Source organism: Peribacillus sp. TE19612 (genome assembly GCF_056279465.1).
The window spans coordinates 565135-588502 of sequence record NZ_JBWCCL010000001.1; the positions used below are offsets into that span (position 1 = coordinate 565135).

Genomic DNA, 23368 nt, shown 5'->3' on the forward strand with positions numbered 1-23368 from the left:
TTGAAAAGGGGCATTTCAAATGAGCAAAGAGCAAATAGCGAATGTAAATAAGAACATGGTTTACGAGGCTGGAATAGATGCACTTAAAAAAATGAATCCAAAAGTTATGTCACGCAATCCAGTCATGTTTGTAGTAGAAGTGGGGTTTGCCATTACGCTTCTTCTATCAATATTTCCTGCGCTTCTTGGCGGAGTGTCTGATAGGGGGTATAACGTTGCAGTATCCATCATTTTATTCGTAACGATCATTTTTTCTAATTTCGCCGAAGCTCTTGCAGAGGGACGTGGAAAAGCACAAGCCAATAGTCTCAAAAAGACAAAGCAGGATGCTAAAGCTAGGTTGATTCAGAAAGATGGTTCCGTAATGATAGTCGATGCCTTGCAATTACGCAAAGGTGATATGGTTTTAGTGAAGGCAAACGATATAATACCGGCGGATGGAGAAATCATTGAAGGAGTGGCTGCTATCGATGAATCAGCGATCACGGGTGAATCGGCATCCGTAATAAAAGAACCAGGGGGAGATTTTAGTTCTGTGACAGGAGGTACAAAAGTCATCAGTGATTTTATCAAAGTGAAAGTCGGTGCAGACCCTGGTGAATCCTTCCTTGATCGCATGATCAATTTGGTTGAAGGAGCAAAAAGGCAAAAAACACCGAATGAAATCGCACTTGGTACATTACTGATTAGTTTAACCATCATCTTTATACTTGTATGTACCACTCTGGTACCGATTGCGTCATATATTCAAGTTACCCTTCCAACCGCTACCCTGGTAGCTTTGCTGGTTTGCCTGATTCCCACAACAATCGGGGGCTTACTCTCGGCGATAGGAATAGCAGGTATGGATAGGGTAACTCAATTCAATGTAATTGCGAAGTCTGGAAAATCGGTGGAAGCCGCAGGTGATATCAATACGATCATCCTTGATAAAACAGGAACAATAACACATGGTAACCGTATGGCATCTGCCTTAATCCCGGCTATCGGAATTAGTCAGGAAGAGCTTAACCAATATGCCGTATACGCATCTTTACATGATGAAACCCCTGAGGGCCGGTCTGTTTTGGAATTAGCCCGAAAAAATGGATTACCTGAAAAATGGCTGGATAAAAACGGTACGGAAGGTATTGAATTTACGGCGGAAACCAGATTGAGCGGAACGGACTTTCCTGACGGAAAAAGGGTCAGAAAGGGTGCAGTTGATACGTTAATGAAATATATAGTGCAAGAGGGAGGGAAAGTGCCTATCGGTTTGAAAGATACTTGTGATGAAGTGGCCAAAAAAGGCGGCACTCCATTGGTTGTCACAGAGGGATGCCGTATTCTTGGCACTATATATTTGAAAGATACAGTGAAACCAGGCATGAAGGAACGTTTTGATGAATTAAGGAAAATGGGTATTAAAACCATCATGTGCACAGGGGATAACCCGTTAACAGCTGAAACAATCGCCAAAGAAGCTGGTGTCGATGATTTTATCGCCGAGGCTAAGCCTGAAGATAAAATCTCTGTCATCAAGCGGGAACAAGCGGATGGCAAGCTTGTTGCCATGACTGGAGACGGTACAAACGATGCGCCAGCATTGGCGCAGGCAGATGTGGGATTGGCGATGAATACAGGGACAAACGCAGCGAAGGAAGCCGCTAATATGGTGGATTTAGATTCAGATCCCACCAAAATCATTGAAGTGGTAGCAATTGGTAAACAGCTGCTCATGACCCGGGGGGCATTGACAACCTTTAGCATCGCTAATGATGTAGCTAAATATTTTGCGATAATACCAGCCATGTTCATGCAGGCAATACCTCAAATGGAAGCCCTGAACATTATGGGATTGGCGACACCCCAAAGTTCCATATTGTCAGCTTTAATATTTAACGCCATCATCATTCCCTTGCTTATCCCCTTGGCAATGAAAGGTGTTAAATATGTTCCCATGAGCGCATCAAGATTATTGACCAGGAATTTGTTCTTGTATGGATTAGGAGGCGTGTTAGTCCCCTTCTTGGGAATTAAATTAATTGATTTGCTTCTTGTAGTCTTAAAAGTGGCTTGAAAATATAAAGTAAGGACGGGTGGAAATCCATGTTGAAAAATTTCCGATTTGTTATGGTGCTTCTAATCATTTGTGGAATGGCCTATCCGATTTTGATGACAGGAATGGCACAGTTGACGATGCCCGCAAAAGCAGAGGGCAGTTTAATTAAAAATAATTCGGGTGAATTGATCGGTTCGGAAATGATCGGTCAAACTTTTAAAGATCCTGGGTATTTTCATGGCCGTGTATCTTCCATTGAATATAATGCGGCTGCATCAGGTACGCCGAACTTTGCTTCTTCAAATGAGGAATTCATAAACCGGACAAAAAAAGTCATTTCAAAGTTTTTAAAAGAAAACCCTACTATCGATAAGGCAGAGATACCATCTGACTTAATGACGAATTCGGGTTCAGGTCTTGATCCCAATATTACCCCAAATGGTGCGAAGGTACAGGTTCCTCGTATTGCTCTTAAAAGGGGATTATCCGAAAAAACAGTATATCTTCTAGTGGAAAAACATACGAGCAGCCGATCACTTGGGATTTTTGGTGAACCCCGAATTAATGTTTTGGAGTTGAATATGGCATTGGATGAATTGAAATAACCATGTTCTGGAGAGTTTAGTAGACTTCCTTTTACTAGAATTGGAGGGCCAATATGTCGGAACAATTTCGAAGGAAAACACCAGACGAAATTCTAGAGTCGATTTCCAATATCAAAAGGGGAAGGCTCAAAATTATACTTGGTGCGGTAAGCGGTTCAGGCAAGACCTACCATATGCTGCTTGAAGGAAATGAATTGAAGGAACGTGGAATTGATGTAGTTGTCGGTGTGGTCAACAAGTCCTGTAGTGGAACACTTAAACAATTAGGCAGTCTTGAACTTATTCCGACTATAGAATGGGAGCAAAATGGACACATAGAACAGGATATTGATTTGGAAAAGATTTATAAACGGAATCCCGAAGTTGTTTTAATTGATCGATTGGCACATAAAAACCATATACATGCAAAAAACGCCACCCGTTTGGATGATGTAAAGGAATTAATTAATAATGAAATCAGTGTTATTACTACCTTGAATATATATGAGTTGAAAGGAGTGAAGAAAGTCGCAGAGCAATTACTGAATGTTTCACTTCACGTAGAGGTTACGCTTCCAGAAGATACATTGACCAAAGCTGATGAAGTACGTTTATTGGACGTCACCCCTGAAGCCATATTAAAACGTCTGCAAAAAGGGGAAATAAGTGAACAAGACGAAGGCCCATTACAGTTTTTCAACAATGGTAATCTAGCCACTCTTAGGGAATTGTCACTCCGGTTTTTAGCGGAAGAAGTGGAAGAGGACCTGACTGAACACAGGGAACAAGAAGGACTAATGGGGCCTTCTGGTGCTACGGAAAGAATATTGGTCTGTGTACAATATCATTGGAATGGCTCCATATTAATAAGAAGAGGAGATCAAATTGCCAAGCGGTTGGGCGGCGAATTTTTAATCGCCAGCTTTATCCCACTATCAAAAAAATTATCAAAAGAGGAAGAAATCTTTAAAAGCTCCATGCAAAAACTGGCCAATAAATTAAATGGGAGTTTTTTTGAGATTACAATGAATGGAGACGAAATAGCAAAAGAAATAGTCGGATTTTCCATGCAGCATCGAATAACACGAATTATCCTGGGTCAATCAAAAAAGCCAGTGTGGGAAGAAGTGGTCAACGGTTCAATAGTCAATAAAATAATGAGAAAGTCAAAGAGAATCGATGTATATATTATGGCAGACCGTGTAAAAGCATTTGGTGAGAGGATCATCCCCGCAATCAAGACGGATAAAAAGAAGGAAAATCCATATCGTAGACTCTCCAATGATGAAATGCACGATAAAGTGGAACGGGTAAAAAAAGGGACATTTAAGATTTTTATCGGAGCTGCTCCTGGTGTTGGTAAAACCTATACAATGCTAAGGGAAGCAAATCAGTTGAAGGAAAACGAAATGGATGTAGTGATTGGTCTATTGGAGGCACATGGTCGAAAAGAGACAATTGCCCAAGTGGGAAACTTGGAAATCCTGCCTAAAAAACGAATTCGATATAAAAACGTAATATTGGAGGAAATGGATCTTGATGCCATTATCAGCCGGAATCCTGAAGTGGTCTTAATTGATGAATTAGCACATACGAACGTACCGGGTAACAAAAATCAAAAAAGATATCAAGATGTAATGGACATTTTGGACGCTGGAATTTCGGTTATTTCCACGATGAATATTCAACATATAGAAAGCTTGAAAGATAGCGTAAAGCAAATTACAGGTGTTTCTGTAAGAGAAACAGTACCTGACAGCATTCTCCAATTATCGGATGAACTTGAGCTGATCGATATTTCACCAAATGCGCTTAGAAAAAGGATGGAGGAAGGTAATATATATGCCATGGATAAAGTGGAACAGTCCCTTAGCCATTTTTTCAAGACACAGAACCTTATAGCGTTGAGAGAACTTGCGCTCCGTGAATTGGCGGATGATGTGGATGACAGATTAGAATCAATGATACGTAAGGAAGGAGTAAGGGGACCATGGAGAAAAGATGAAGTGATTTTTGTCTGTGTCAATCTTAGAGCGGATTCTGAGCGTTTAATAAGAAGGGGATTCCGCATAGCCTACAGACTTAAAGCGGAGTGGTATGTTATTTTCGTCAAACATCCAAATGAACGTCAAGCTGATGAAAAGGTGGTACTTGATAAACTGATAAGTCTTACACATCGCTTAGGAGGCACTTTTGAATTATATACAACGAGGGATAGACGATCTGTGTTCAAGGAGATCAAGAAACAATTACAGACCAAAAAAGCAACACAAGTCATTTTAGGACAATCAGCAAGAACGAGATGGCAAGAAATTGTCGGTGGATCTATTGTAACTCGTCTTCTACGAGAAGTCAGACATCTTGATGTTTTGATCGTAGCTGATTAATTCATTTATCAGGCTGCAATTTTTTGCAGGAGTCTATTTTCCTGTAGTCATGAGGAAAAATATGGTATAATTATTTACGGATATTTCTTAATATTATAAAAGCAAGGGGTTGCCAATGATGATCACTTTTCCAAAACCTGATGTTGAGCAATTTTTACGAACGTTTTCCATTGCTGATTTTGCTGTAAGTCCAGATGAAAAACATCTGGTTTTCAGTACCAATTTGAGCGGCAAGTATAATTTATGGGGAATGGATTTGCCAAACTCCTTTCCTTATCCTCTAACATCCATCGATCAAAGCTGCCAAGGGCTTATATATGATAAGAAGAGCCGGTTTATCATTGCTGGTTTCGATCAAGACGGTAATGAAAATACCCAGTTTTACGGAGTTCCTTTGAATGGAGGGACAATGAAGGAAATCGTTAATCATGAAAATACACGTAATTTCATGCCAAAATTATCGAATGACAGTAAAAAGCTCTATTACACGACATCCAGAGGAAATCCTTCCTTTCTAAATTCCTATTGTTTGGATTTAGAATCAGGACAGGAAAGGCTGGTACTGGAGGGGAAAGATGCAGCGACCTATTTATTTGGCTTCAGCCCTGATGAAGAAACCTTACTTTACTATAAACACTTTGCTAATACATATACTCTTCTCTATGCAAAAAAAGGGAACGAAGATATCCTGCTCACTCCGCCGACAGAGAAACAACACACAGTGAATGATGGGGTTTTTGTTTCGGATTCGATGATATATTTATTGACTGATTATGATTCGGACTTTACCTATTTGGCTTCATACAACCTTGAAACAAACAAATTCTGTAAAGTTAAAGAATTCAAGAATGAGAGTTTTACTGCCATTACTTATTGTAAAGAGAATCAATTATTATATATAACCAGTCAAAAGGGTGTAGAGGATCAATTATATGAAATCAATCTGCAAAATGAAAATTGGAGAAACATCCCCGTGCCATGCAGTGTCATTAATAAACTTGAAGTTGCTGCATCAGGCACGCTTTACTTATTTGGCATGAGTGCAACCAAGCCTCATAATATCTATAAAAATACAGGTGATGAGTGGGTATCATTAACTAAATATACTGTTCCTGGCGTCGATTCTAATGAATTGGTTGAACCGGACATCATTACATACCCTTCCTTTGATGGCCGGGAGATCGAATCGTTATTTTTTAGGGCAAAAAAGGAAAATGACAATGGTGAAGTCATTTTTTGGCCTCATGGAGGACCTCAAGCGGCAGAACGGAAGTTTTTTAGAGCTTCATTTCAATTTTTCCTGAATAACGGTTACAGTATTTTCGCGCCAAACTTCCGCGGTTCTACTGGTTATGGTTTGGAATTCATGAAAATGGTAGAGGGAGATTGGGGAAATGGACCTCGACTTGATAATGTAGCCGGCCTTGATTGGCTGATAGACCAAAGGCATGCACAAAAAGGCAACATTCTTTTGATGGGCGGAAGCTTCGGAGGCTACATGGCCCTTCTGCTGCACGGGCGACATGCGGATTATTTTAAGGCGGTTGTCGATATCTTCGGCCCATCCAACCTATTCTCATTTATCAATTCTGTACCTGAAGACTGGAAGCCAGTCATGGACCAATGGGTAGGAAACCCGGAAAAAGATAAAGAAAAACTAATCGAGTTTTCGCCTATTACCTATCTAGAATCCATGATAAAGCCAATGCTTGTCATTCAAGGGGCAAACGATCCCCGTGTCGTCAAAGAGGAATCGGGTCAAATCGTTCAAGCGTTGAAGGATAAAGGAAGAGATGTCGATTATATGCTTCTAGAAAATGAAGGACATGGATTTTCCAAAAAAGAAAATGAAATTGCTGTCTATCAAAAAATACTCTCCTTCTTAAAGCAATTCACAGCAGTAACAGAAAAGGTATAATACGTATTTTTACAAGTGAAGAACCCCTGCCGCTCACGTTCAAAGTGATGAAGCAGGGGTTTTTAAGTTTTGGGAGTTAGTAAATAGCTTCCTAATACGGCATATAAATCAGTCATTTAAAATTCAGAATTCCCCGAATAAACGCTAGTCACCTAGTCATAAAGTGCTATATAATATACGAAAAAAGTATTTTTTTGTTAAACGGAGTTGATTCGCAATGCCACGGGAATTATCGTTATACTTACTCGTAATTATATTGGCAGGTGCTTTAAGTTTGTTCCTGTGTTTATTTGCAGTATTAAAGATCAAGGATGCACCTGGAGCAAAACCCTATATTATCGTGACATTATTGTCTTCCATTTTTACTTTTTCCTATGCTTTAGAACTTTCCAGTACATCTTTGGAACAAATCATATTCTGGTTAAGGGTCGAGTACTTGGCCTTGCCTTTCATCCCAGTCTTCCTTTTGTTGATGTGCATAGAATATATAGGGCATAGAATCAAGAAGGTATGGAAATATGCACTCTTCATCATACCGTTCATCACCATTTTCATGCATTATACAAATGATTCTCATCACTTTTATTACAAATCAATGGGATTGAGAGGCGATAGTCCTTTTCCAATAATTAAATTGGTGGGCGGCCCTTGGTTTTACGTTCACTCCCTTTTTCTTTTTTTATGTGTGATGATAAGTATAATCATATTGCTAAGGCAGTTGAAAAATTCTTCATTCAGATTCAGGATGCAAATATCAATGATGGTGGCAGGTCTGATTATTCCTATATTATCAAATTACTATTATATAAATGGATTAAGCTCATATGGTATCGATCTTGGTCCTGTATCCATGAGTATCACGTTTATCTTTCATGGTGCGGCACTATTGACTTTTCAAATGTTCAATGTAGCACCGATCGCCAGGGAAACTGTTTTTGAAAGTATGAAAGAGGGTGTCATCGTTTTAAATCAACAGGGTTTGATTGTTGATTATAACCATGGAATGCGCAAAGTCATACCTTTGTTGGATGAACATACTATAGGTAAATCGATTACAAGTGTGCTAAATGGGAATCATCATCTTAGGGAAATAATCGACCTTAAGCAAGACAGTGATTTTACATGCAGCATAAATGGTGATATGGTACATTACCATATTGGTTTTTCACCCGTGTTCAACAAAAGCAACCTGCCTATCGGACAGATCATTACCTTCGCCGACATAACTGAAAGAGTGCTCATGCTGGAAAAGTTGAAACAACTTGCCAGCTTGGACGGATTAACCCAAATATTGAATAGAACATTTTTCATCAAAAAAACGGAAATTTTATTCGATGCTCTAAGCAGGGAAGGCGGTAGTGTTTCAATCATCATGTTTGATATCGATCATTTTAAAAATGTTAATGATACTTTTGGACATGAAGCAGGGGATGCGGTCATAATGCTTGTTGCAAATACTGCAAAAGAATATATTCGGGAAGGAGATCTATTGGGGCGCTATGGTGGTGAAGAATTTATCGTATGTTTGCCGAATACCGCTTTACCCACTGCATATGAGTTGGCCGATGTTATAAGGGAAAAGGTTTCTGAAAGTAATGCAGAGGTTAATGGAGAGAAGATTTCCGTTACCTGCAGTTTCGGTGTGACTCATGCATCAATTGAAGCTGGAGATCGAGGCCATTCCATCCAAACATTGATGCCACTGGCCGACCGAGCCTTATATGCCGCAAAGAAGAATGGCCGAAATTGTGTACGGATCATAGCCTAAGACTATATTATCATTCCTTTAAACCTTGAACTTGTTCTAGGTTTTTTTCATTGTGTTCATAATTGCTATATTCAGTAATCCGTGTGTAAAAACAAATTCCGTATCTTTTGAAGCTGGAGATTACTTTTTACTAGCTCTGTATACTCTATAACCGAGGCTGTTTCCGTAAGAAAAAATGAGGCGGTAATGTTCGTCCATGACTCGTTTCAAAGATTCATTCAAAGGCTGAAGGGGGCTATTTGGAGCTGAAGAATTCATTAATTCCTCTAAGACGGTACTCGATCTCAAGATTTTTACATTTGAAAATCCGTTTTGTCGGAAGGAATTTAACCATTCGGATTGCATCAATAATTCCCTTAAATGATAAAAGTTCATGATTTCCTTTTTTGAGGCAGAATCAAGGCTGGTTTCCGCTGTCATATCAATGGATAACAAAGTTCCTTTTAGTTTGAGGACCCTGTAAAATTCACTGAGTGATTTTTGTATATCAGTGAATGCAGTCGTTGATTCGGCTATGATCAAATCAAAAGAATGATCGTCAAAAGGCAGTTCTTCTATTGAATGCTCATATAGGTCGATGCTTAAGTTAGCTTGTTGGAATCTTTTTTTTGCATGTTTCACCATTTCAGGGTGATGATCAAGCGCTGATACTCGGCAAAGGAACGTTTTTGCCAAGAAAGCTGAGGTTTGCCCTGTCCCGCATCCGGCATCAAGGATTTTTGACGTATGATCGATTTTTTCATTTTTTAAGAGTTGCTTTGTCAGTTCAAATCCACCAGGGTGTGCCCCTTCGATTCCAATTATGGCTAGTGCGTCTTGGTATGAATGGTTCATGGAATTATCTCCTTTGTAAATGTATAAATGTATTTTATGCTTTGGTTTTAAAGAGTGATTTAACCATTGACAAGGAATATGGGAAAGACTTTTAAAGGAATGGTGGGTTTTTAAACCATGCAGGCTAGTCCCCTAATGCATACGATGTAGAATCGACTAACAAGGGGAGTGTAATATGGGATATCATAATTATTATCATAAATGCAGGCAAGGTGTTGGAAGACCGGTTGAAATTCGTACAAGCAGAGGAACCATACATCGGGGAATCATACACCGGGTAACGCCGAACCGTGTATATATTCGTCCATTTAACGGTGGCGGAAACCTTGGGGGTTTTGGTTATGGAGGCTTTAATGCAGGATATGGATGGGGTGCCGCAAATGGATTTGCCTTTGGCGCAATTGCATCTTTAGTCTTTCTCGCATTTCTCTGGTAATGCGAATGATGAAAATATTAAAAAACCTGAAGAATCATCAGGTTTTTTTATTTTGTACCCATTGGGTGGATTCCTAAAAAAACCGGAAAAAATATGTATGGAAGTACAACTAAGATAAAGCAGTGAGTTTTGAATGAATTTGGCTTGTTTGCCGAAGTTAAAAAGACCGTGCAAGACGGAATCCTAGGTCGTCTATGCAAAATGTAGGATGGCTGCGCCGACGACATGTAGCGCCACAACCCCTGGCATCCTCAGCCCAGCTACCTCCCCGAAAAATACGATAGGTGCCGTACACTTGTTCATCATATATATCCCAGCACCATTCCCAAACATTTCCTAGCATATCATGCAGCCCCCATGGATTCGGTTCTTTTGTTCCTATTTCATGGATTTTGCCCCCTGAATATTCGTTATACCAGGCAATGTTATTCAGCTCTCCGTACCTATAACCAGCAGTCCCGGCTTTACATGCATATTGCCACTCTGCTTCTGTAGGAAGTCGAAAACCGTTTGATTCCCAATCACAAACAATGTTTTCACCATTGATAGAATAAGACTCTCCCAGTCCAGCTTTCTGTGAAAGTAGATTACAAAAAGAAATGGCATCATACCAAGAAATATTCACAACAGGTTTTATATCCTGATTAAAAGAATTAAGTGATTTATTTGTAATAGTATAGTAGAAATCCGCAGTAACAGGATAACGGGCAAGAAGAAACGGTCTGATTTCAGCTTTCCATTTGCTTTTAATTCTATCGTCCCTTAATTCTATTTCTCCCCCTGGAACTTTCACCATTGGATAATCAATGTAACTCATTAATTCCTTTGACAATCTACCTTCCTCCTATCGACCTGATTTGCAAATTTCACCACTAGAAGAACACTGGTTTTTTAGTTATACTGCCAGAGATTTAATTTAGAACATAAATGAACGTTTTGGGAGAAGGATGAACACGTTTGACTCACTGGGGATGTGACAGGATTTTGTCTCGGTCGATGTACAATCATGCGGTTAATGAATCAATTTTAGATTGATTACGCCCCATATAATTTATATTAATATGTTTGTAGGTTTCTTATACTTTAAATTATGGGGGAGAGCAAATGAACGAGTTTTTGGAGAAAACAGCAAGATTTGAGCATCGGTTTTGGCTGCAAATCTTAGGAGACCATGCCAGGTTCATCCATGAGTCTTTAGCTCCGGTCGAGGTGGAATACATTGAAATTGCCTCAGAATTCATTCAAATTTTTGATACTCTCCTTGGTAAAGCCAATTCGGAAGAGATTTCGCAACTTACTGCCACAGCAGAACAAGAGACATTAAGATTTCGGGAGTTTAAGCTATGTCTTATAAAAGAGCATCTGGTAGGTAAAATTAAGATACATCTTTCACCTTCATTCATTAATCATATGGTGAACGAATTAGAAGAATATTTAAGATTATTGAAATATTTCAATGCAAATCAAATGCCACCGGTTTTTCATGAACTTCATCATCATTTGCTTTGGCTGCTAGATGCAGCAGGACATGCAGGTGCAATATCATCCAATATGGATGATGTTGAAAAAAGATTAACAGAGAAAAGTGAGCAATATAAAAAACATTTTAATGATTTTTATTTAAAAGCTGTTGAAATGGCTGGATTTTTACGAACCAATCTGTCAACATTCCCAGCATTGGAAAAAATGAATGCGGACGTCACATTGGAAATTAAATTCTTCCAGCACTTCCTGCTTGAATTGGAGGAGCTTGACCTCAGTGCGCAGGCTCTTGGAACTCTTTCGCCATTAATGGCCGATCATATGTGGCGTGAAGAATGTTATTATTTAACGAAACTCGCTGAATCGACAGACATGGAAAAGCCAAACTGCGATCCAGCGAAACCGAGGCTAGTCGAATAAAAAAGCACCTCATGGAGCCCTTTCTTAAATGGGCTCTTTATATGTGCTTTTTTTTGTTGATTACCATTAATGGATGTGATTTATAAAGGAAGTTAATTCCTATCCTTATGTTATACTAGAAGAACTAAAATTAATTATAGAAGTATAGGAGTGCTGAAAGATGTTTGGAAATTCTTCCAATTTGACAGATGGCATTTATTTTGGAGAATCGTTACCACAACAAATCGCTAAACACATTTTAAAAAAAATCATTGAAGGTGAAATAGAAGCTGGAGAGAAAATCGTCGAAGAAGACATTTCCAAAGAATTGAACACTAGCCGTGCACCTGTACGGGAAGCCCTTTATCTATTGCAGGTTGACGGTATTGTTGAGAGGATGCCGCGGCGGGGAACGATCGTCAAGCCATTTTCACAAAAGGAAATCATTGAATATAATGATGTTACGATCGGGCTGATCCAGATGGGCATTGATTTTTCCCAAGGGAAGTGGCACGCAGAATATAAACAATCATTACAAAGGCATTTGGAAATTGCAACAGATGAGTGTGAAAATAGGAATGTAATCGAGTATCAGAAAAGGGCAACACAGATATTTCGCTATATTTTTTCAATCGCTAATAATAAAGCATTATCAAGGTTTTTTGAAGAAGCCAGTCATATTCTCATGGTTTTTGCCCAAAGTCAATGGAATACGGAAACGATGGAAAACTTCCATTACAGATTAAAAATGTCCGTTGAGGCCATTCTAGAAGATGATTTCGTTAAAGCAAAAAATGAAATTCATGAAGCCCTGAGTCGTGGAGTGATGTAGAGTCTTTGACTCTAAAACCAAATTGTCGACAATCGACAAAATTAATGTTATGATGTAATCGTATTCAAACAAGAATATCATCACCAAGATTAAAGGGAGAAAGGGAGAATATTATGCAAGCATTCGATTTTACAGAAAAAGTAGCAATTGTTACCGGCGGCGGCGGGGGTATCGGCCGGGCAGCGTCTATTACACTTTCAGAAAATGGAGCCAAAGTGGTTGTTGTAGACCTTTCCGAAGAGGCTGGCTTGCTAACGGTAAATAAAATCAAAGAAAACGGCGGCGAAGCGAAATTCGTAAAGGCCGATGTTACAAAGGAAGACGACATTAAAAATTATGTTCAAAAAACGATAGATTCCTATGGCAAAATCGATATTTTCTTGAATAATGCCGGGTGGGAAGGCAAAATAATGCCTCTTATCGATTATCCTACGTTTTCGATCAATTAATGTCAATAAATGTACGCGGCGTTTTCTTGGGCTTAAAACATGTATTGCCCCATATGATTGAACAAAAAAGCGGCGCAGTCGTGAATACAGCTTCTGGAGCGGGTTTACTGGCAACGCCAAACATGGTGGCGTATGGCGCAAGTAAACATGCGGTTCTTGGAATGACGAAAACAGCTGGTGTCGAAGTTGCTCCACATGGTGTCAGGGTGAATGCGGTCTGCCCAGGTGTCGTCAACACGGCTATGATGCGATCGATTGAAAGCGGATTTGGCCAAGGTGATTCCGCGGCAGCAGAAACGGCTAGAAAACAGTTGGAAGCAACGACTCCGGATGGCCGGTATGCTGAGCCTCAGGAAATAGCAAATCTAATGATGTATCTAGTATCCGATCTTTCCAGCCACATTACGGGTCAAGAACTTGTAATCGACGGAGGGGCCATTTTAATCTGATAAGCAAAAAACTTTATTAAAGGGGGACCTATACATGAGTTTAAAAGGAAAAGTCATAATAATTACAGGAGCGGGCAGCGGAATTGGTAAGGAAACGGCATATAAATTAGCTGAACAGGGAGCTATTGTCGTAGCGGCTGATTATAATGATGTTGCCGCTAAGGAAACGGCTGAATCTATTCAACAAAAGGGAGGCACGGCATCTTTTGTGAAAGTGGACGTAGCTAAAGCGGAAGAAGTGGAGGCGATGGTCGAAGCAGCAATTGCCAATCATGGCACCATCAATGGCATATTCAACAACGCTGGAATTGGGCTAGTAAAACCATTTTTGGAAATGGATCCAGAATCATACCACAGAGTTGTTGATGTTGACCAACACGGCGTATATTATGGCATGTATTATACAGCAAGGAAGATGGTGGAGCTTGGTGTAACTGGGGCAACGATCGTTAATACAGCTTCTATATATGGGACGATGGTTTCAATTGGCAGCTTTAATTACCATGCCGCAAAAGCTGCAGTCATCGCCATGACTAAATCCGGTGCAATTGAACTTGCGCAATATGGGATTCGTGTCGTCGGCGTTGCACCAGGTTTTATCGAAACGCCGATCATTGGTGAAGATCCAGAGTTCCTGGACAGTTTGGCACTGCTTCATATGAGGAAAAAATTGATTCAGCCAGAAAAAGTTGCTGAAGTTGTAACGTTCTTGTTCTCTGAAAAAGCGGACGCCATTAATGGACAGGTTATCCCTGTTGATGATGGATTCTTAAGCTTTAAAGGATAATTATAATCAAAGGATTTTCGAGATAACTTAAAAAGGGAGTTTTGACAAATGAGCGAACGATTCGATGGCAAAGTTGTAATCATTACTGGGGCAGGCTCAGGCTTAGGACAAGCAGCCGCATTGGAATTGGCTAAAGAAGGGGCTAAACTTTCATTAGTTGATTTAAACGATGCATCTTTGGAAGTGACAAAAAAATTAATCTTGGAAATTGCACCAAAAGCGGACGTGCTTCTGGTCACTGCAGATGTATCGGATGAAGAAGCAGTAAAGAACTATGTAGACAAAACAGTCAGCAAGTATGGCAGAATCGATGCATTCTATAATAATGCGGGTATTGAAGGTAAACAAGCCCCTATGGCTGAATACGATAGCAAAGTTTTCACCAAAGTAACGGACATCAATATCAATGGTGTATTCTATGGTATGAAATACATTCTGCCAATCATGAAAGAACAAGGATTAGGGGCAGTGGTGAACGTTGCTTCCGTAGGTGGAATTCGTGCTGTGCTTAACCAAAGTGCGTACGTTGCGAGTAAGCATGCTGTTGCAGGCTTAACGAAAACAGCTGCCATAGAATATGGTCAATATGGAATCAGCATTAATGCCATTGCACCAGGAGTTATCTTAACGGCAATGGTAGAAGGTTCATTCAGGCAAATAGGCGGGGAAAATTGGGAAGAAGCAATGGCGGATTTCATCAGTGTAAATCCTAAGAAACGCTTTGGTAAACCTGAAGAGGTCGGCCATTTAGTCGCCTTCCTATTATCAGGGGAAGCGGAGTTCATCAACGGGGCAGTCATTCCGATTGATGGCGGACAATCTTCACAATACTAAACGTGTAAAGGGAGTGACAGTATTAGGTCACTCCCTTTTTAATCGTATCCTTTTAGTTAATGACCAAATGAATTCAAACTTTAAAAATCAATACATATGAAACGAAATGCGAACCATTAGAATAGTAACGGAACTCATAAAAAAAAACGCCATATTAAGGCGCTTAACAAACATTTAAGAAGCCAATCGTTACTTTTCTTTATCATGAAGCTTATCTTCATATTCAGTTTCCAACATACCATACAGACCGTTCATTTCTTGTTCATCCGGATCTGCACCAAACTCGTTTCTATATTTTTTCTTTTTATCATCAAGGATTTCTTCTTTTTCATTCTTCTTGTCCATACATATCACCCCAACCAATAGGGTGTCTCATTGTTCGATAAAATATGCATGGTAATCTCATTTGCAAAACATTTAATTGGGTATTCTAAATAGTTATTAGTCTTACTATTTGTTAAGATATAAATATATTAACTTAGAGGTATCGGAGAGAGAATGTGAAGAAGAAGAAACGTAAGAAATCAAAGAAAGTTTTTGTCATATTTATCCTGGTTTTTGCATTTTTGCTCATTAAGGAGATCATGAAAACCCCCTATTCCGAAAATGTTTCCACATCAGTAAATACGCTTGATTCTTTCGCGAACGTAAAAAAGTATAGCTCACTTCTTCAAGGGGAGTTGGCTAAATACGGACTTGAGGAGCATACTTCGACATTGATTGCTTTGATGCAGCAGGAAAGCCGAGGACGGGGCGGTGACCCAATGCAGGCATCTGAGTCAGCGGGTCTTGATCCAAATACAATCACAGATCCAACGGAAAGCATTAAGTATGGGGTGAAACATTTTAAGAGGATCAATGAATATGGCAATGAAAAGGGCGTGGATTTTGCCACGATCATTCAAGCATATAACATGGGAATTGGTTATATTGATTTCGTGGCGAATGAAGGGGGCAAGCATAATGAAGAGCTTGCGAAGAAGTTCTCCATGCTTCAGGTCGAAAAGAACCCCAGGCTCTATGATTGCGGCGGGGACAAGGATAATTTTCGGTACCCATATTGTTACGGTGACTACTCATACAGTGCAAAGGTATCTAAGAACATTGAGGAGCTTGGCAACAGTATATCGGCTCAAGCTGATGGTGAGTGAGGGGAACAAAAAGCCTACTGAATGAAGTAGGCTTTTTGTTCATGGTGATGCTATCTCTTTTGCGGAGTTCAAAGAATCAAAACCATTGTCATTTATTGTTCAACCATGGAAGGAGGTCGTAATGTTTATAGAGTTTCCCGGATTCCTCAATGTTTTGTGAAAGAAGGATATCAATGGAATCAAGTAAAGAGTTTAAGGCTTGTTTAACAGCACCACTCTCAAATTGCTCTAAGGGCACAGGTAACTCTACCTCGTCCAAAATAAAATGTGACCCATCCGGAAGCACCATGATATCAATGATCAAATCTTCAAAGGATAACAACTTATCAGCCATATATGTATTTTTTACAATATTAAAATAGGAACCTAAATAATTGCCTTCATTATCCCTCCAAATGTATAAATTATAAGGGCGGTCCTTCCAATAATAAGCAATCGTATAACTTCCAATGGGTATGTTTAATTCTATAGGACCCGCTTTCATCGTGAACGCATCCATGATTTCATGAAAAAGCACAACATGATGATTTTGTGCGTTTAACAGCAAACAGGCATGTTCTACAATTAAAGAGTCATAGCGGATTTTTCTTTCAATTATTTCATCGCCACGTTGAAGTGCTGTTGTGAATGTTTTGTCCATCATTCTATTTCTCCCTTAAAAACCATCTAGATCATTATGCCATTTGTTTCTTTCCTACATTGGTAAATATCAAAACCTAATTTCACAAGTACCGAGAAATTAGGCTTTAACTACTTCAAAATCGTTCACTACCAGAATGTTGTTTATTGGAACTTATCCTTGATACGCATGCTCTAAAGTTTTAATGTCAATTTTCTTCATTTGGAGCAGCGCTTTCATCATTCTTTCCGATTTTTCAGGATTGGAGTCGTTTACCATCTCGGTTAGATTTTCTGGGATGATTTGCCATGACACGCCAAATTGATCTTTCAGCCAACCGCACACTTGCGCCTTTTCATCTCCGCCTTCCGAGAGTTTCCCCCAATAATAGTCCAATTCTTTTTGATCCTCGCAATGGATGATAAATGATATTGCCTCTGTGAATTTGAATTGCGGACCGCCATTTAATGCTACGAATGTTTGTCCTTCCAACTCAAATTCCACGGTCATCACTGAACCCACTGTCTTTCCATGGATTTGATTTCCTTCATTTCCATAGCTAGTGATTCTTCCGATCTTAGAATTTTCGAAGATGGATGTGTAGAACTTTGCCGCCTCTTCGGCTTGTGAATCAAACCAAAGGTTAGTTGTGATTTTTTGAATTTTGTTTTTCATCATTTTTCTCCTTTTTTGTTTTCATCCTTGCTATATGATCATGGAAATGAGAATGGATTCGATAAGATTAAATACCTTGAAAGTACCCTTTTACTATACACCATTTATGATGAACCAAGATAATGATGTATAGTTAGGTTGTGTTTTGTGTATTCCAACCGATCATTTAACTAATCCCCTTTTTCCTTTGCTTGTTACGATATCCTTGACTCAAGGTGATGGAAATACAAAAGGATATAGAAACTTTTCAGGCGTGAAAAGTCCTATATCCAAATTCCGTTTCTCAGCTTTCGAAGTTAAATTGCCATTGGATTCCGAATTTATCGGTTAACTGACCGTAAATTTTACTCCAGAATGTTTCCTGCAGCTCTAGACCAACCGTGCCGCCTTCACTTAGTTTGTTAAAGATCGATTTAATTTCCTCCACATCATTACCGACATATGCAAGGCTGATATTATTTCCTTCTACAAAAGGCATACCAGGAAAAGTATCTGAAAACATGATATTACTACCATTAATAGTAAGCCTTGTATGCATGACTAAATCTTTCGCTTCTTCTGGAAGGGGAAATTCTGGATTAGGCGGTGTTTCCCCAAAGGTCATGATATTTGGTTGTTCCGTTCCAAAAACCTCTGCGTAGAACTCTACTGCTTGTCGACAATTCCCATTAAAATTAAGATATGCATCAACTGACATGTATCTCACTCCTATTTTCTTATTTTTCATTGCGCCCAATTTATTACTTAATGCATGATTACCTTACGAAAAATTCCGGTGGTTCAATTCCAAGGGTTCTAAGATAAATATAACCCTGTCCCCTATGGTGGATCTCATTTTCCAGGGCATATTGAAGTCTATCAAAGTGGCTTTGTGAGGGACCGAAAAAAGGATCTTTTTCAACCACTCCAAGCGTTTCCTCGGTCATTTCCTCCCACAATTTCCTCGTCTCATCCCTTACTGCTTCGCATGCTGATACGAGTTCTTCTTTGGTGGAAATTACGGCAAAGGAATCTGGAAACTCCCAAATACCCAGTGCAATTCCACGCATATATCCAGTCTCAATGTTCACGACTTCTTTAACCATCTCTGCGAAAGGGCGAAGCTTCCCGGCCGGTGTATAATGGAATAATTCCTTTTCAGGGAAAGCTTCAACCACCCGTAACGTCAATCTCCTGTTGCCTTCCAATATATTTAACAAACCCTCTTTCGAAAGAACCACCATTTCACTCTCCTTTGATCAATACTCTGTATAGAAGTTCTGTGAAAAATCGAAAAGTCCTGCAAATTCCTGAACATAAAGATTGCATAGCTTTTTTAATAAACAATGGAGCAATTCCATTAACCAATAGATAAAGTAAAAAGGGGAAATGTCATATGTTCGGTTCCTTAAATAAAACTATATTAATAAAAAATGATTAAAAAAGGCATTGCGAAATTAATGTATCAGGATGTGTCAGATGACAATTGGGATCAAGAGAACCTAACAAAGAGAAATTTAGTTTTTACTATTGAAAGCATTCGTTATATAGATGCTTATACGAAATGATTAAGCACTACACAAATGGGTAGGGAACTTTAAAGAATTATTTTGATAATTTTGTGGTAAGGATAGGTGCGTATATTGGAGAAGTTATAAAAAGGAATATATATCAAGATTATAAATGGTATGAATATGATTCTGTATATCATTTTTCTTCTGCACTTGATGAAGTGAATAGGGGCATTAAAACGGAGACGGTTCTTTACTCCAAAAAGAGAGATAGAGTTATAGTGCCATTGACTGTGGTAGCTCAACATCTGGAAGGGAGTCCGGCACATACAGATTTCTTGGAATATGTAGAAGAAACAATTAAGCGAAATTCGTAAGAGATATCTGCTTTCCTTAAACAATTGTGTTGGTTTTCAAAAATCTTCCCAAAAGAGGGAAAATTCAATTTTTGTAAATATTGATTAAATCTTTCATTTATTATACGATTTAATCAGTTATATTTTTCCAACCAGCATGATGCTTATACATAAACGATTCAATTAATAACGGAACAAGCAGAAAGGGAGAGAAGCCAATGATTAATAAAGTCGGTCAAATTATGTTATACGTTAATAACCAAGATGAGTCATTGAAATTTTGGACGGAAAAATTCGGATTTAGCAAAATTTCTGAAGAAGATAACGGCCAAGGGCTAAGATGGATTGAAATAGCCCCAACAAAGGATGCACAAACGAGCATCATCCTGCATAATAAGGAATTCATTGCTAAAATGCAGCCTGAATTAAATCTTGCTACACCTTCATTAATGTTTTACTCGGATAACCTTGATGAATTATATAAAGACTTTTCGGAGAAGAATATCAAAGTGGGAGAACTTGTAAATATGCCATCTGGAAGAGTCTTCAATTTTGCTGATAATGAAGATAATTACTTTGCGGTCATGGAAAAGAAGTAAATCATTTAGCTATAGGTAAAAAAACATCAAAACGACTAGAAAAAATATTTTTAGTCGTTTTGATGTTTTTTGATAAAACTACCCTCTTTATGTAACTAGTTAGTCTTCAGGCCTTGGCCCAGCATGAAGTCCAGAGTTCTCAACCGTTTTGATCGGCCGAATGGTTATGTCTCCATTCACGTAAATTTGACAAGATAAACGCAAATGATCTTCCATTCCTTTTTCCTCAAAGACCTTTTTTTCTTTATGTGTGACCTCCAAAAAATCACCTGCCAATATTTCCACTCTGCAAGTTGTACACTTAGCTTTCCCACCGCATCGGTGGAGAATATTTATTCCGTTATCTTCCAATGCCAATACTAATTTTTTTCCCATTTCAACTTCAAACGTTCCTTGGTCAAATACTGTTACATAAGGCATCTTATACCACCTCTTATTATAGGATATCTATCAACAGGTCATTAATATAACTATTCTCTTAACTTGTCCATATGACATAAAATAATGTGAAGTCACTGCTGATTGATAGTAAAGATGAATAATTAATTATCGTGAAGACAAACTTTAAGTACATTCATAATTATTAATGACACAAGGGATAAATAAAGCTAGGGAAAATAAGCATGGTCTTTTAGAGGCAATTAAGATGTCGAATAATTAAAGGGAGGTGCATGCCTGTGAATAATGGCCATTGTGATTTTTCACCAATGAAACAAACGTTAAAAGAGGAGATACGCCAAGTAATATCGGAATTACAGGATAACTTAGAAGCAATGGGTGATGAAAATTATTGTCTTCTTGGAAATTTCGAGAAAATAAAGGATAAATTCATATACATTGATATGAAAGCAGCAACATTTTATTTAAACTGTTATTTGTCACCATTTACGGACAAATATCCCGAATTATCAACTTGCGTTCAAAATTTATCGAATTTGAGACATGGCGGGTTGATTGTGATTCAACGGGGAGATCCCCTTGATTCATTGATTCAACCCGGTATTTCTATAGAAGCGGAGTTAACCCATTCTTTATTGGAATCGATTTTTTTTCCTGGAAATCCACTGCATGATGGTGCCGTTTTGGTTAGTCAAAATCAGATTGTTTCCGCAGCAAATGTCCTTCCGCTTTCAGACAGGTCAACCGGGGGAAAGAAACTGGGAACACGCCACCGCTCTGCTTTGGGTTTATCTGAACGGAGTGATGCCCTTGTATTGGTAGTATCAGAGGAAACAGGAAGAGTTTCATTTGCATTGAATGGGAAACTGTACCCAATTAATACACACGGGCCCATATAGATTCACACCTGGAATATTCAATCGGGTAAATAAGTAATCGCTAGATCCTTTTTAGGCTTTTGTAATTTATAGCTTATTTTATCAGAATTACAGGTACAGAAAATTTCATGAATTAATCAACCCGGTGATTTTTACCGGGTTTTTGGTTGCTTTTTATATAAAAAAAGGCATATGATAAATAAGGAGTCTCAAGCAGATAAGTTATAAAACGAAAGAGGATTTTACATGATAACCATTAAAAGTGAACGAGAAATAAATTTGATGCATGAAGCGGGCAAACTTCTTGCTGCGACGCATAGAGAAATTGCAAAAATGATAAAACCGGGAATCACGACTTGGGAAATCGAAGAATTTGTCGATAAGTACTTGGCAGAGCATGGTGCTACCCCAGAACAAAAGGGTTATAACGGTTATAAATATGCAACATGTGCATCAGTGAATGATGTGATTTGTCACGGGTTTCCGCAAAAGAAAGCCCTAAAAGAGGGAGACATCGTCACGATCGATATGGTGGTGAACCTTAACGGCGGTTTGGCGGATTCAGCTTGGACATATGCAGTCGGAGAAGTTTCCGAAGAAGCAAAGCGCTTAATGGATGTAACCAAGAATGCTTTATATAGAGGCATTGAAGTTGCACGGGCAGGAAATCGTCTCGGGGACATTGGGCATGCAATCCAGTCTTATGCAGAAGGTGAAAAGTTTTCTGTTGTCCGCGATTTTACAGGACACGGAATCGGCAAAACCATGCACGAGGACCCTACCGTCCTACATTATGGTAAGCCAGGTAAAGGTGCCCGTTTAAAAGAGGGCATGGTCATCACGATCGAGCCTATGCTGAATGCAGGAACATGGCATATGAAAATGGACCAAGACGGCTGGACGGCGAGAACGGCAGATGGAAAGCTTTCCGCCCAATATGAACATACCCTCGTCATTACAAAAGAAGATCCGATCATTTTAACGGAACAGTAAGCAAAAAAAAGAAACGGCCTTATCATAGGCCGTTTCTTTTTTTATTTTAAACTATTTCACAATAAACCTCGACAGAATATTCAGAATTCTCCTATCCCACAATAGATCGAATCCAAAAAATTAGTACTAGGCAGTTTGGCATTAAAAACTTTACTATTATGTGGCAGCACAGGATAATAAGGGGAAGGAAGAAATATTTAATTATATACAGTATTAAGGGGGGAATGACTGTGAAGAAAGGGGAGAAACTGTCTGCGACGGTAGAAACCGTTGGGTTGAGCCAGCGCGAATTTTTAACGATTTTCTTACTTCACTCTTTGAGGATAAAAGCGAATTATCCAAGGGCGATTCATCAGGACCTGAAAAATACGTTCACTGGAAAAGTGCATAGCTATGACTATTTATGTAAAATATCGAATACGCTAGTCGAATCCAATCATTTATCATTATATACGAATAAGGGAAGAAATTATTATCAAATAACGGAAAAAGGCAAAGAGCTTTACATATGGTATCAAGAAAATTTCCTGGAACGGTTTTCCGAAGTGAAAAAGGTCATTGATCGCTTCATGTTCGATTTAAGGGGGTCTGGTGAAAACCCACCGGTTGTAAATGAGCTTCCAGAAGAATACAGGTCTTATTTCTCGAAAATAATATCGGTGAAGGACCTTGTCCGTTATGTAACTTTAAAAGCCGCTTTCACTAAGAAACCCATTTATATGGGGGAAATTGGCGATCTGCTTAAAAATCAGTTCGGTTGGATCGCTTCTAACGGCTATTTATACGATTTATCTCATGAAATGGAAGAGAACGGCCTACTTGTCGGAAGGTGGGAAAGTGAAAAACGAACTAAACGGTATTTACGAATAACCGATGAAGGACAGCATCATTACAAACAGATTGCGGATTCTGCGGCCTTTCAAGTCCAGGAAATTCAAAAATACATGGCCAGTGTCGTTATGTTCTTAAAAGAAAAGAGTTATTGATTAGAGAAATGCAACCCCTTAA

The 23368-nt window shown here is 38.9% G+C and carries 25 protein-coding genes; 17 read left to right on the forward strand and 8 right to left on the reverse strand.

Going from position 1 to position 23368, the window contains the following annotated elements:
* Nucleotides 1-19 precede the first annotated feature (19 nt).
* The 5 genes from kdpB to ACZ9AO_RS02770 all read left to right on the forward strand — a co-directional run bounded on the left by kdpB (nt 20) and on the right by ACZ9AO_RS02770 (nt 8698).
* Complete coding sequence (gene kdpB, locus ACZ9AO_RS02750) at nt 20-2059, forward strand: potassium-transporting ATPase subunit KdpB (protein WP_289349938.1); 2040 nt, start codon at nt 20-22, stop codon at nt 2057-2059.
* A gap of 29 nt (nt 2060-2088) precedes the next feature.
* Entirely contained in the window at nt 2089-2646 is a 558-nt protein-coding gene (gene kdpC, locus ACZ9AO_RS02755; protein ID WP_476108398.1) for a potassium-transporting ATPase subunit KdpC, read from the forward strand.
* A gap of 53 nt (nt 2647-2699) precedes the next feature.
* A complete protein-coding gene (locus ACZ9AO_RS02760; protein WP_476108399.1) occupies nt 2700-5012 on the forward strand; it encodes a histidine kinase in 2313 nt (770 codons plus the stop codon).
* Between the two features lie 118 nt (nt 5013-5130).
* A complete protein-coding gene (locus ACZ9AO_RS02765) occupies nt 5131-6930 on the forward strand; it encodes a S9 family peptidase (RefSeq protein WP_476108481.1) in 1800 nt (599 codons plus the stop codon).
* Between the two features lie 217 nt (nt 6931-7147).
* The gene (locus tag ACZ9AO_RS02770; protein ID WP_476108400.1) at nt 7148-8698 is read left to right on the forward strand and encodes a histidine kinase N-terminal 7TM domain-containing diguanylate cyclase; all 1551 of its coding nucleotides are present in this window, start codon (nt 7148-7150) and stop codon (nt 8696-8698) included.
* A 120-nt stretch (nt 8699-8818) separates the two neighbouring features.
* Here the strand turns inward: ACZ9AO_RS02770 and ACZ9AO_RS02775 are convergent, their stop codons facing one another.
* Nucleotides 8819-9532, reverse strand: coding sequence for a class I SAM-dependent methyltransferase (locus ACZ9AO_RS02775; RefSeq protein ID WP_476108401.1), 714 nt, complete (start codon nt 9530-9532; stop codon nt 8819-8821).
* Nucleotides 9533-9707: 175 nt separating this feature from the next.
* Between ACZ9AO_RS02775 and ACZ9AO_RS02780 the strand changes: the two genes are divergently transcribed.
* Nucleotides 9708-9968 (forward strand): hypothetical protein, encoded by a 261-nt coding sequence (locus ACZ9AO_RS02780; RefSeq protein ID WP_476108402.1) that lies wholly within the window; start codon nt 9708-9710, stop codon nt 9966-9968.
* Between the two features lie 157 nt (nt 9969-10125).
* Here the strand turns inward: ACZ9AO_RS02780 and ACZ9AO_RS02785 are convergent, their stop codons facing one another.
* A complete protein-coding gene (locus ACZ9AO_RS02785; protein WP_476108482.1) occupies nt 10126-10764 on the reverse strand; it encodes a formylglycine-generating enzyme family protein in 639 nt (212 codons plus the stop codon).
* Nucleotides 10765-11072: 308 nt separating this feature from the next.
* Between ACZ9AO_RS02785 and ACZ9AO_RS02790 the strand changes: the two genes are divergently transcribed.
* The 6 genes from ACZ9AO_RS02790 (at nt 11073) to ACZ9AO_RS02815 (ending at nt 15200) form a co-directional block, all read left to right on the forward strand.
* Nucleotides 11073-11870: a DUF2935 domain-containing protein gene (locus ACZ9AO_RS02790; protein ID WP_476108403.1), complete on the forward strand. Its 798-nt coding sequence runs from the start codon at nt 11073-11075 to the stop codon at nt 11868-11870.
* A 160-nt stretch (nt 11871-12030) separates the two neighbouring features.
* Nucleotides 12031-12681: a GntR family transcriptional regulator gene (locus ACZ9AO_RS02795; protein WP_251539490.1), complete on the forward strand. Its 651-nt coding sequence runs from the start codon at nt 12031-12033 to the stop codon at nt 12679-12681.
* Nucleotides 12682-12794: 113 nt separating this feature from the next.
* Nucleotides 12795-13130 (forward strand): SDR family NAD(P)-dependent oxidoreductase, encoded by a 336-nt coding sequence (locus ACZ9AO_RS02800; RefSeq protein ID WP_476108404.1) that lies wholly within the window; start codon nt 12795-12797, stop codon nt 13128-13130.
* A 26-nt stretch (nt 13131-13156) separates the two neighbouring features.
* The gene (locus ACZ9AO_RS02805; protein ID WP_476108405.1) at nt 13157-13579 is read left to right on the forward strand and encodes an SDR family NAD(P)-dependent oxidoreductase; all 423 of its coding nucleotides are present in this window, start codon (nt 13157-13159) and stop codon (nt 13577-13579) included.
* A 34-nt stretch (nt 13580-13613) separates the two neighbouring features.
* A complete protein-coding gene (locus tag ACZ9AO_RS02810; protein WP_476108406.1) occupies nt 13614-14366 on the forward strand; it encodes an SDR family NAD(P)-dependent oxidoreductase in 753 nt (250 codons plus the stop codon).
* Nucleotides 14367-14414: 48 nt separating this feature from the next.
* Nucleotides 14415-15200, forward strand: a complete 786-nt coding sequence (locus ACZ9AO_RS02815; RefSeq protein ID WP_476108407.1) for a glucose 1-dehydrogenase — start codon at nt 14415-14417, stop codon at nt 15198-15200.
* Nucleotides 15201-15389: 189 nt separating this feature from the next.
* Here the strand turns inward: ACZ9AO_RS02815 and ACZ9AO_RS02820 are convergent, their stop codons facing one another.
* Nucleotides 15390-15545 (reverse strand): DUF4021 domain-containing protein, encoded by a 156-nt coding sequence (locus tag ACZ9AO_RS02820; protein WP_082609346.1) that lies wholly within the window; start codon nt 15543-15545, stop codon nt 15390-15392.
* A 155-nt stretch (nt 15546-15700) separates the two neighbouring features.
* On the opposite strand from ACZ9AO_RS02820, the gene ACZ9AO_RS02825 reads away from it, so the two are divergent.
* The gene (locus tag ACZ9AO_RS02825; RefSeq protein WP_251539492.1) at nt 15701-16351 is read left to right on the forward strand and encodes a lysozyme family protein; all 651 of its coding nucleotides are present in this window, start codon (nt 15701-15703) and stop codon (nt 16349-16351) included.
* 88 nt (nt 16352-16439) lie between these two features.
* Here the strand turns inward: ACZ9AO_RS02825 and ACZ9AO_RS02830 are convergent, their stop codons facing one another.
* From ACZ9AO_RS02830 to ACZ9AO_RS02845, 4 genes are all read right to left on the reverse strand, one after another.
* Nucleotides 16440-16991, reverse strand: a complete 552-nt coding sequence (locus ACZ9AO_RS02830; protein WP_476108483.1) for a DUF402 domain-containing protein — start codon at nt 16989-16991, stop codon at nt 16440-16442.
* Nucleotides 16992-17144: 153 nt separating this feature from the next.
* Nucleotides 17145-17645, reverse strand: coding sequence for a VOC family protein (locus tag ACZ9AO_RS02835; protein WP_251539493.1), 501 nt, complete (start codon nt 17643-17645; stop codon nt 17145-17147).
* 283 nt (nt 17646-17928) lie between these two features.
* Nucleotides 17929-18342: a VOC family protein gene (locus ACZ9AO_RS02840; RefSeq protein WP_048686391.1), complete on the reverse strand. Its 414-nt coding sequence runs from the start codon at nt 18340-18342 to the stop codon at nt 17929-17931.
* Nucleotides 18343-18400: 58 nt separating this feature from the next.
* Nucleotides 18401-18868: a DinB family protein gene (locus ACZ9AO_RS02845; RefSeq protein WP_251539494.1), complete on the reverse strand. Its 468-nt coding sequence runs from the start codon at nt 18866-18868 to the stop codon at nt 18401-18403.
* An 841-nt stretch (nt 18869-19709) separates the two neighbouring features.
* Between ACZ9AO_RS02845 and ACZ9AO_RS02850 the strand changes: the two genes are divergently transcribed.
* Nucleotides 19710-20090, forward strand: coding sequence for a VOC family protein (locus tag ACZ9AO_RS02850; RefSeq protein ID WP_251539495.1), 381 nt, complete (start codon nt 19710-19712; stop codon nt 20088-20090).
* 99 nt (nt 20091-20189) lie between these two features.
* Here the strand turns inward: ACZ9AO_RS02850 and ACZ9AO_RS02855 are convergent, their stop codons facing one another.
* On the reverse strand, nt 20190-20510 hold the full coding sequence (locus ACZ9AO_RS02855) for a 2Fe-2S iron-sulfur cluster-binding protein (protein ID WP_251539496.1): 321 nt from the start codon (nt 20508-20510) through the stop codon (nt 20190-20192).
* Between the two features lie 257 nt (nt 20511-20767).
* On the opposite strand from ACZ9AO_RS02855, the gene cdaS reads away from it, so the two are divergent.
* The 3 genes from cdaS (at nt 20768) to ACZ9AO_RS02870 (ending at nt 23346) form a co-directional block, all read left to right on the forward strand.
* Nucleotides 20768-21388, forward strand: a complete 621-nt coding sequence (gene cdaS, locus ACZ9AO_RS02860) for a sporulation-specific diadenylate cyclase CdaS (RefSeq protein ID WP_251539497.1) — start codon at nt 20768-20770, stop codon at nt 21386-21388.
* 225 nt (nt 21389-21613) lie between these two features.
* Nucleotides 21614-22360 carry a type I methionyl aminopeptidase gene (map, locus tag ACZ9AO_RS02865; protein WP_476108408.1) on the forward strand — a complete coding sequence of 249 codons (747 nt, stop codon included), beginning with the start codon at nt 21614-21616 and terminating at the stop codon, nt 22358-22360.
* Nucleotides 22361-22590: 230 nt separating this feature from the next.
* Entirely contained in the window at nt 22591-23346 is a 756-nt protein-coding gene (locus ACZ9AO_RS02870; RefSeq protein ID WP_048684497.1) for a PadR family transcriptional regulator, read from the forward strand.
* Nucleotides 23347-23368 lie beyond the last annotated feature (22 nt).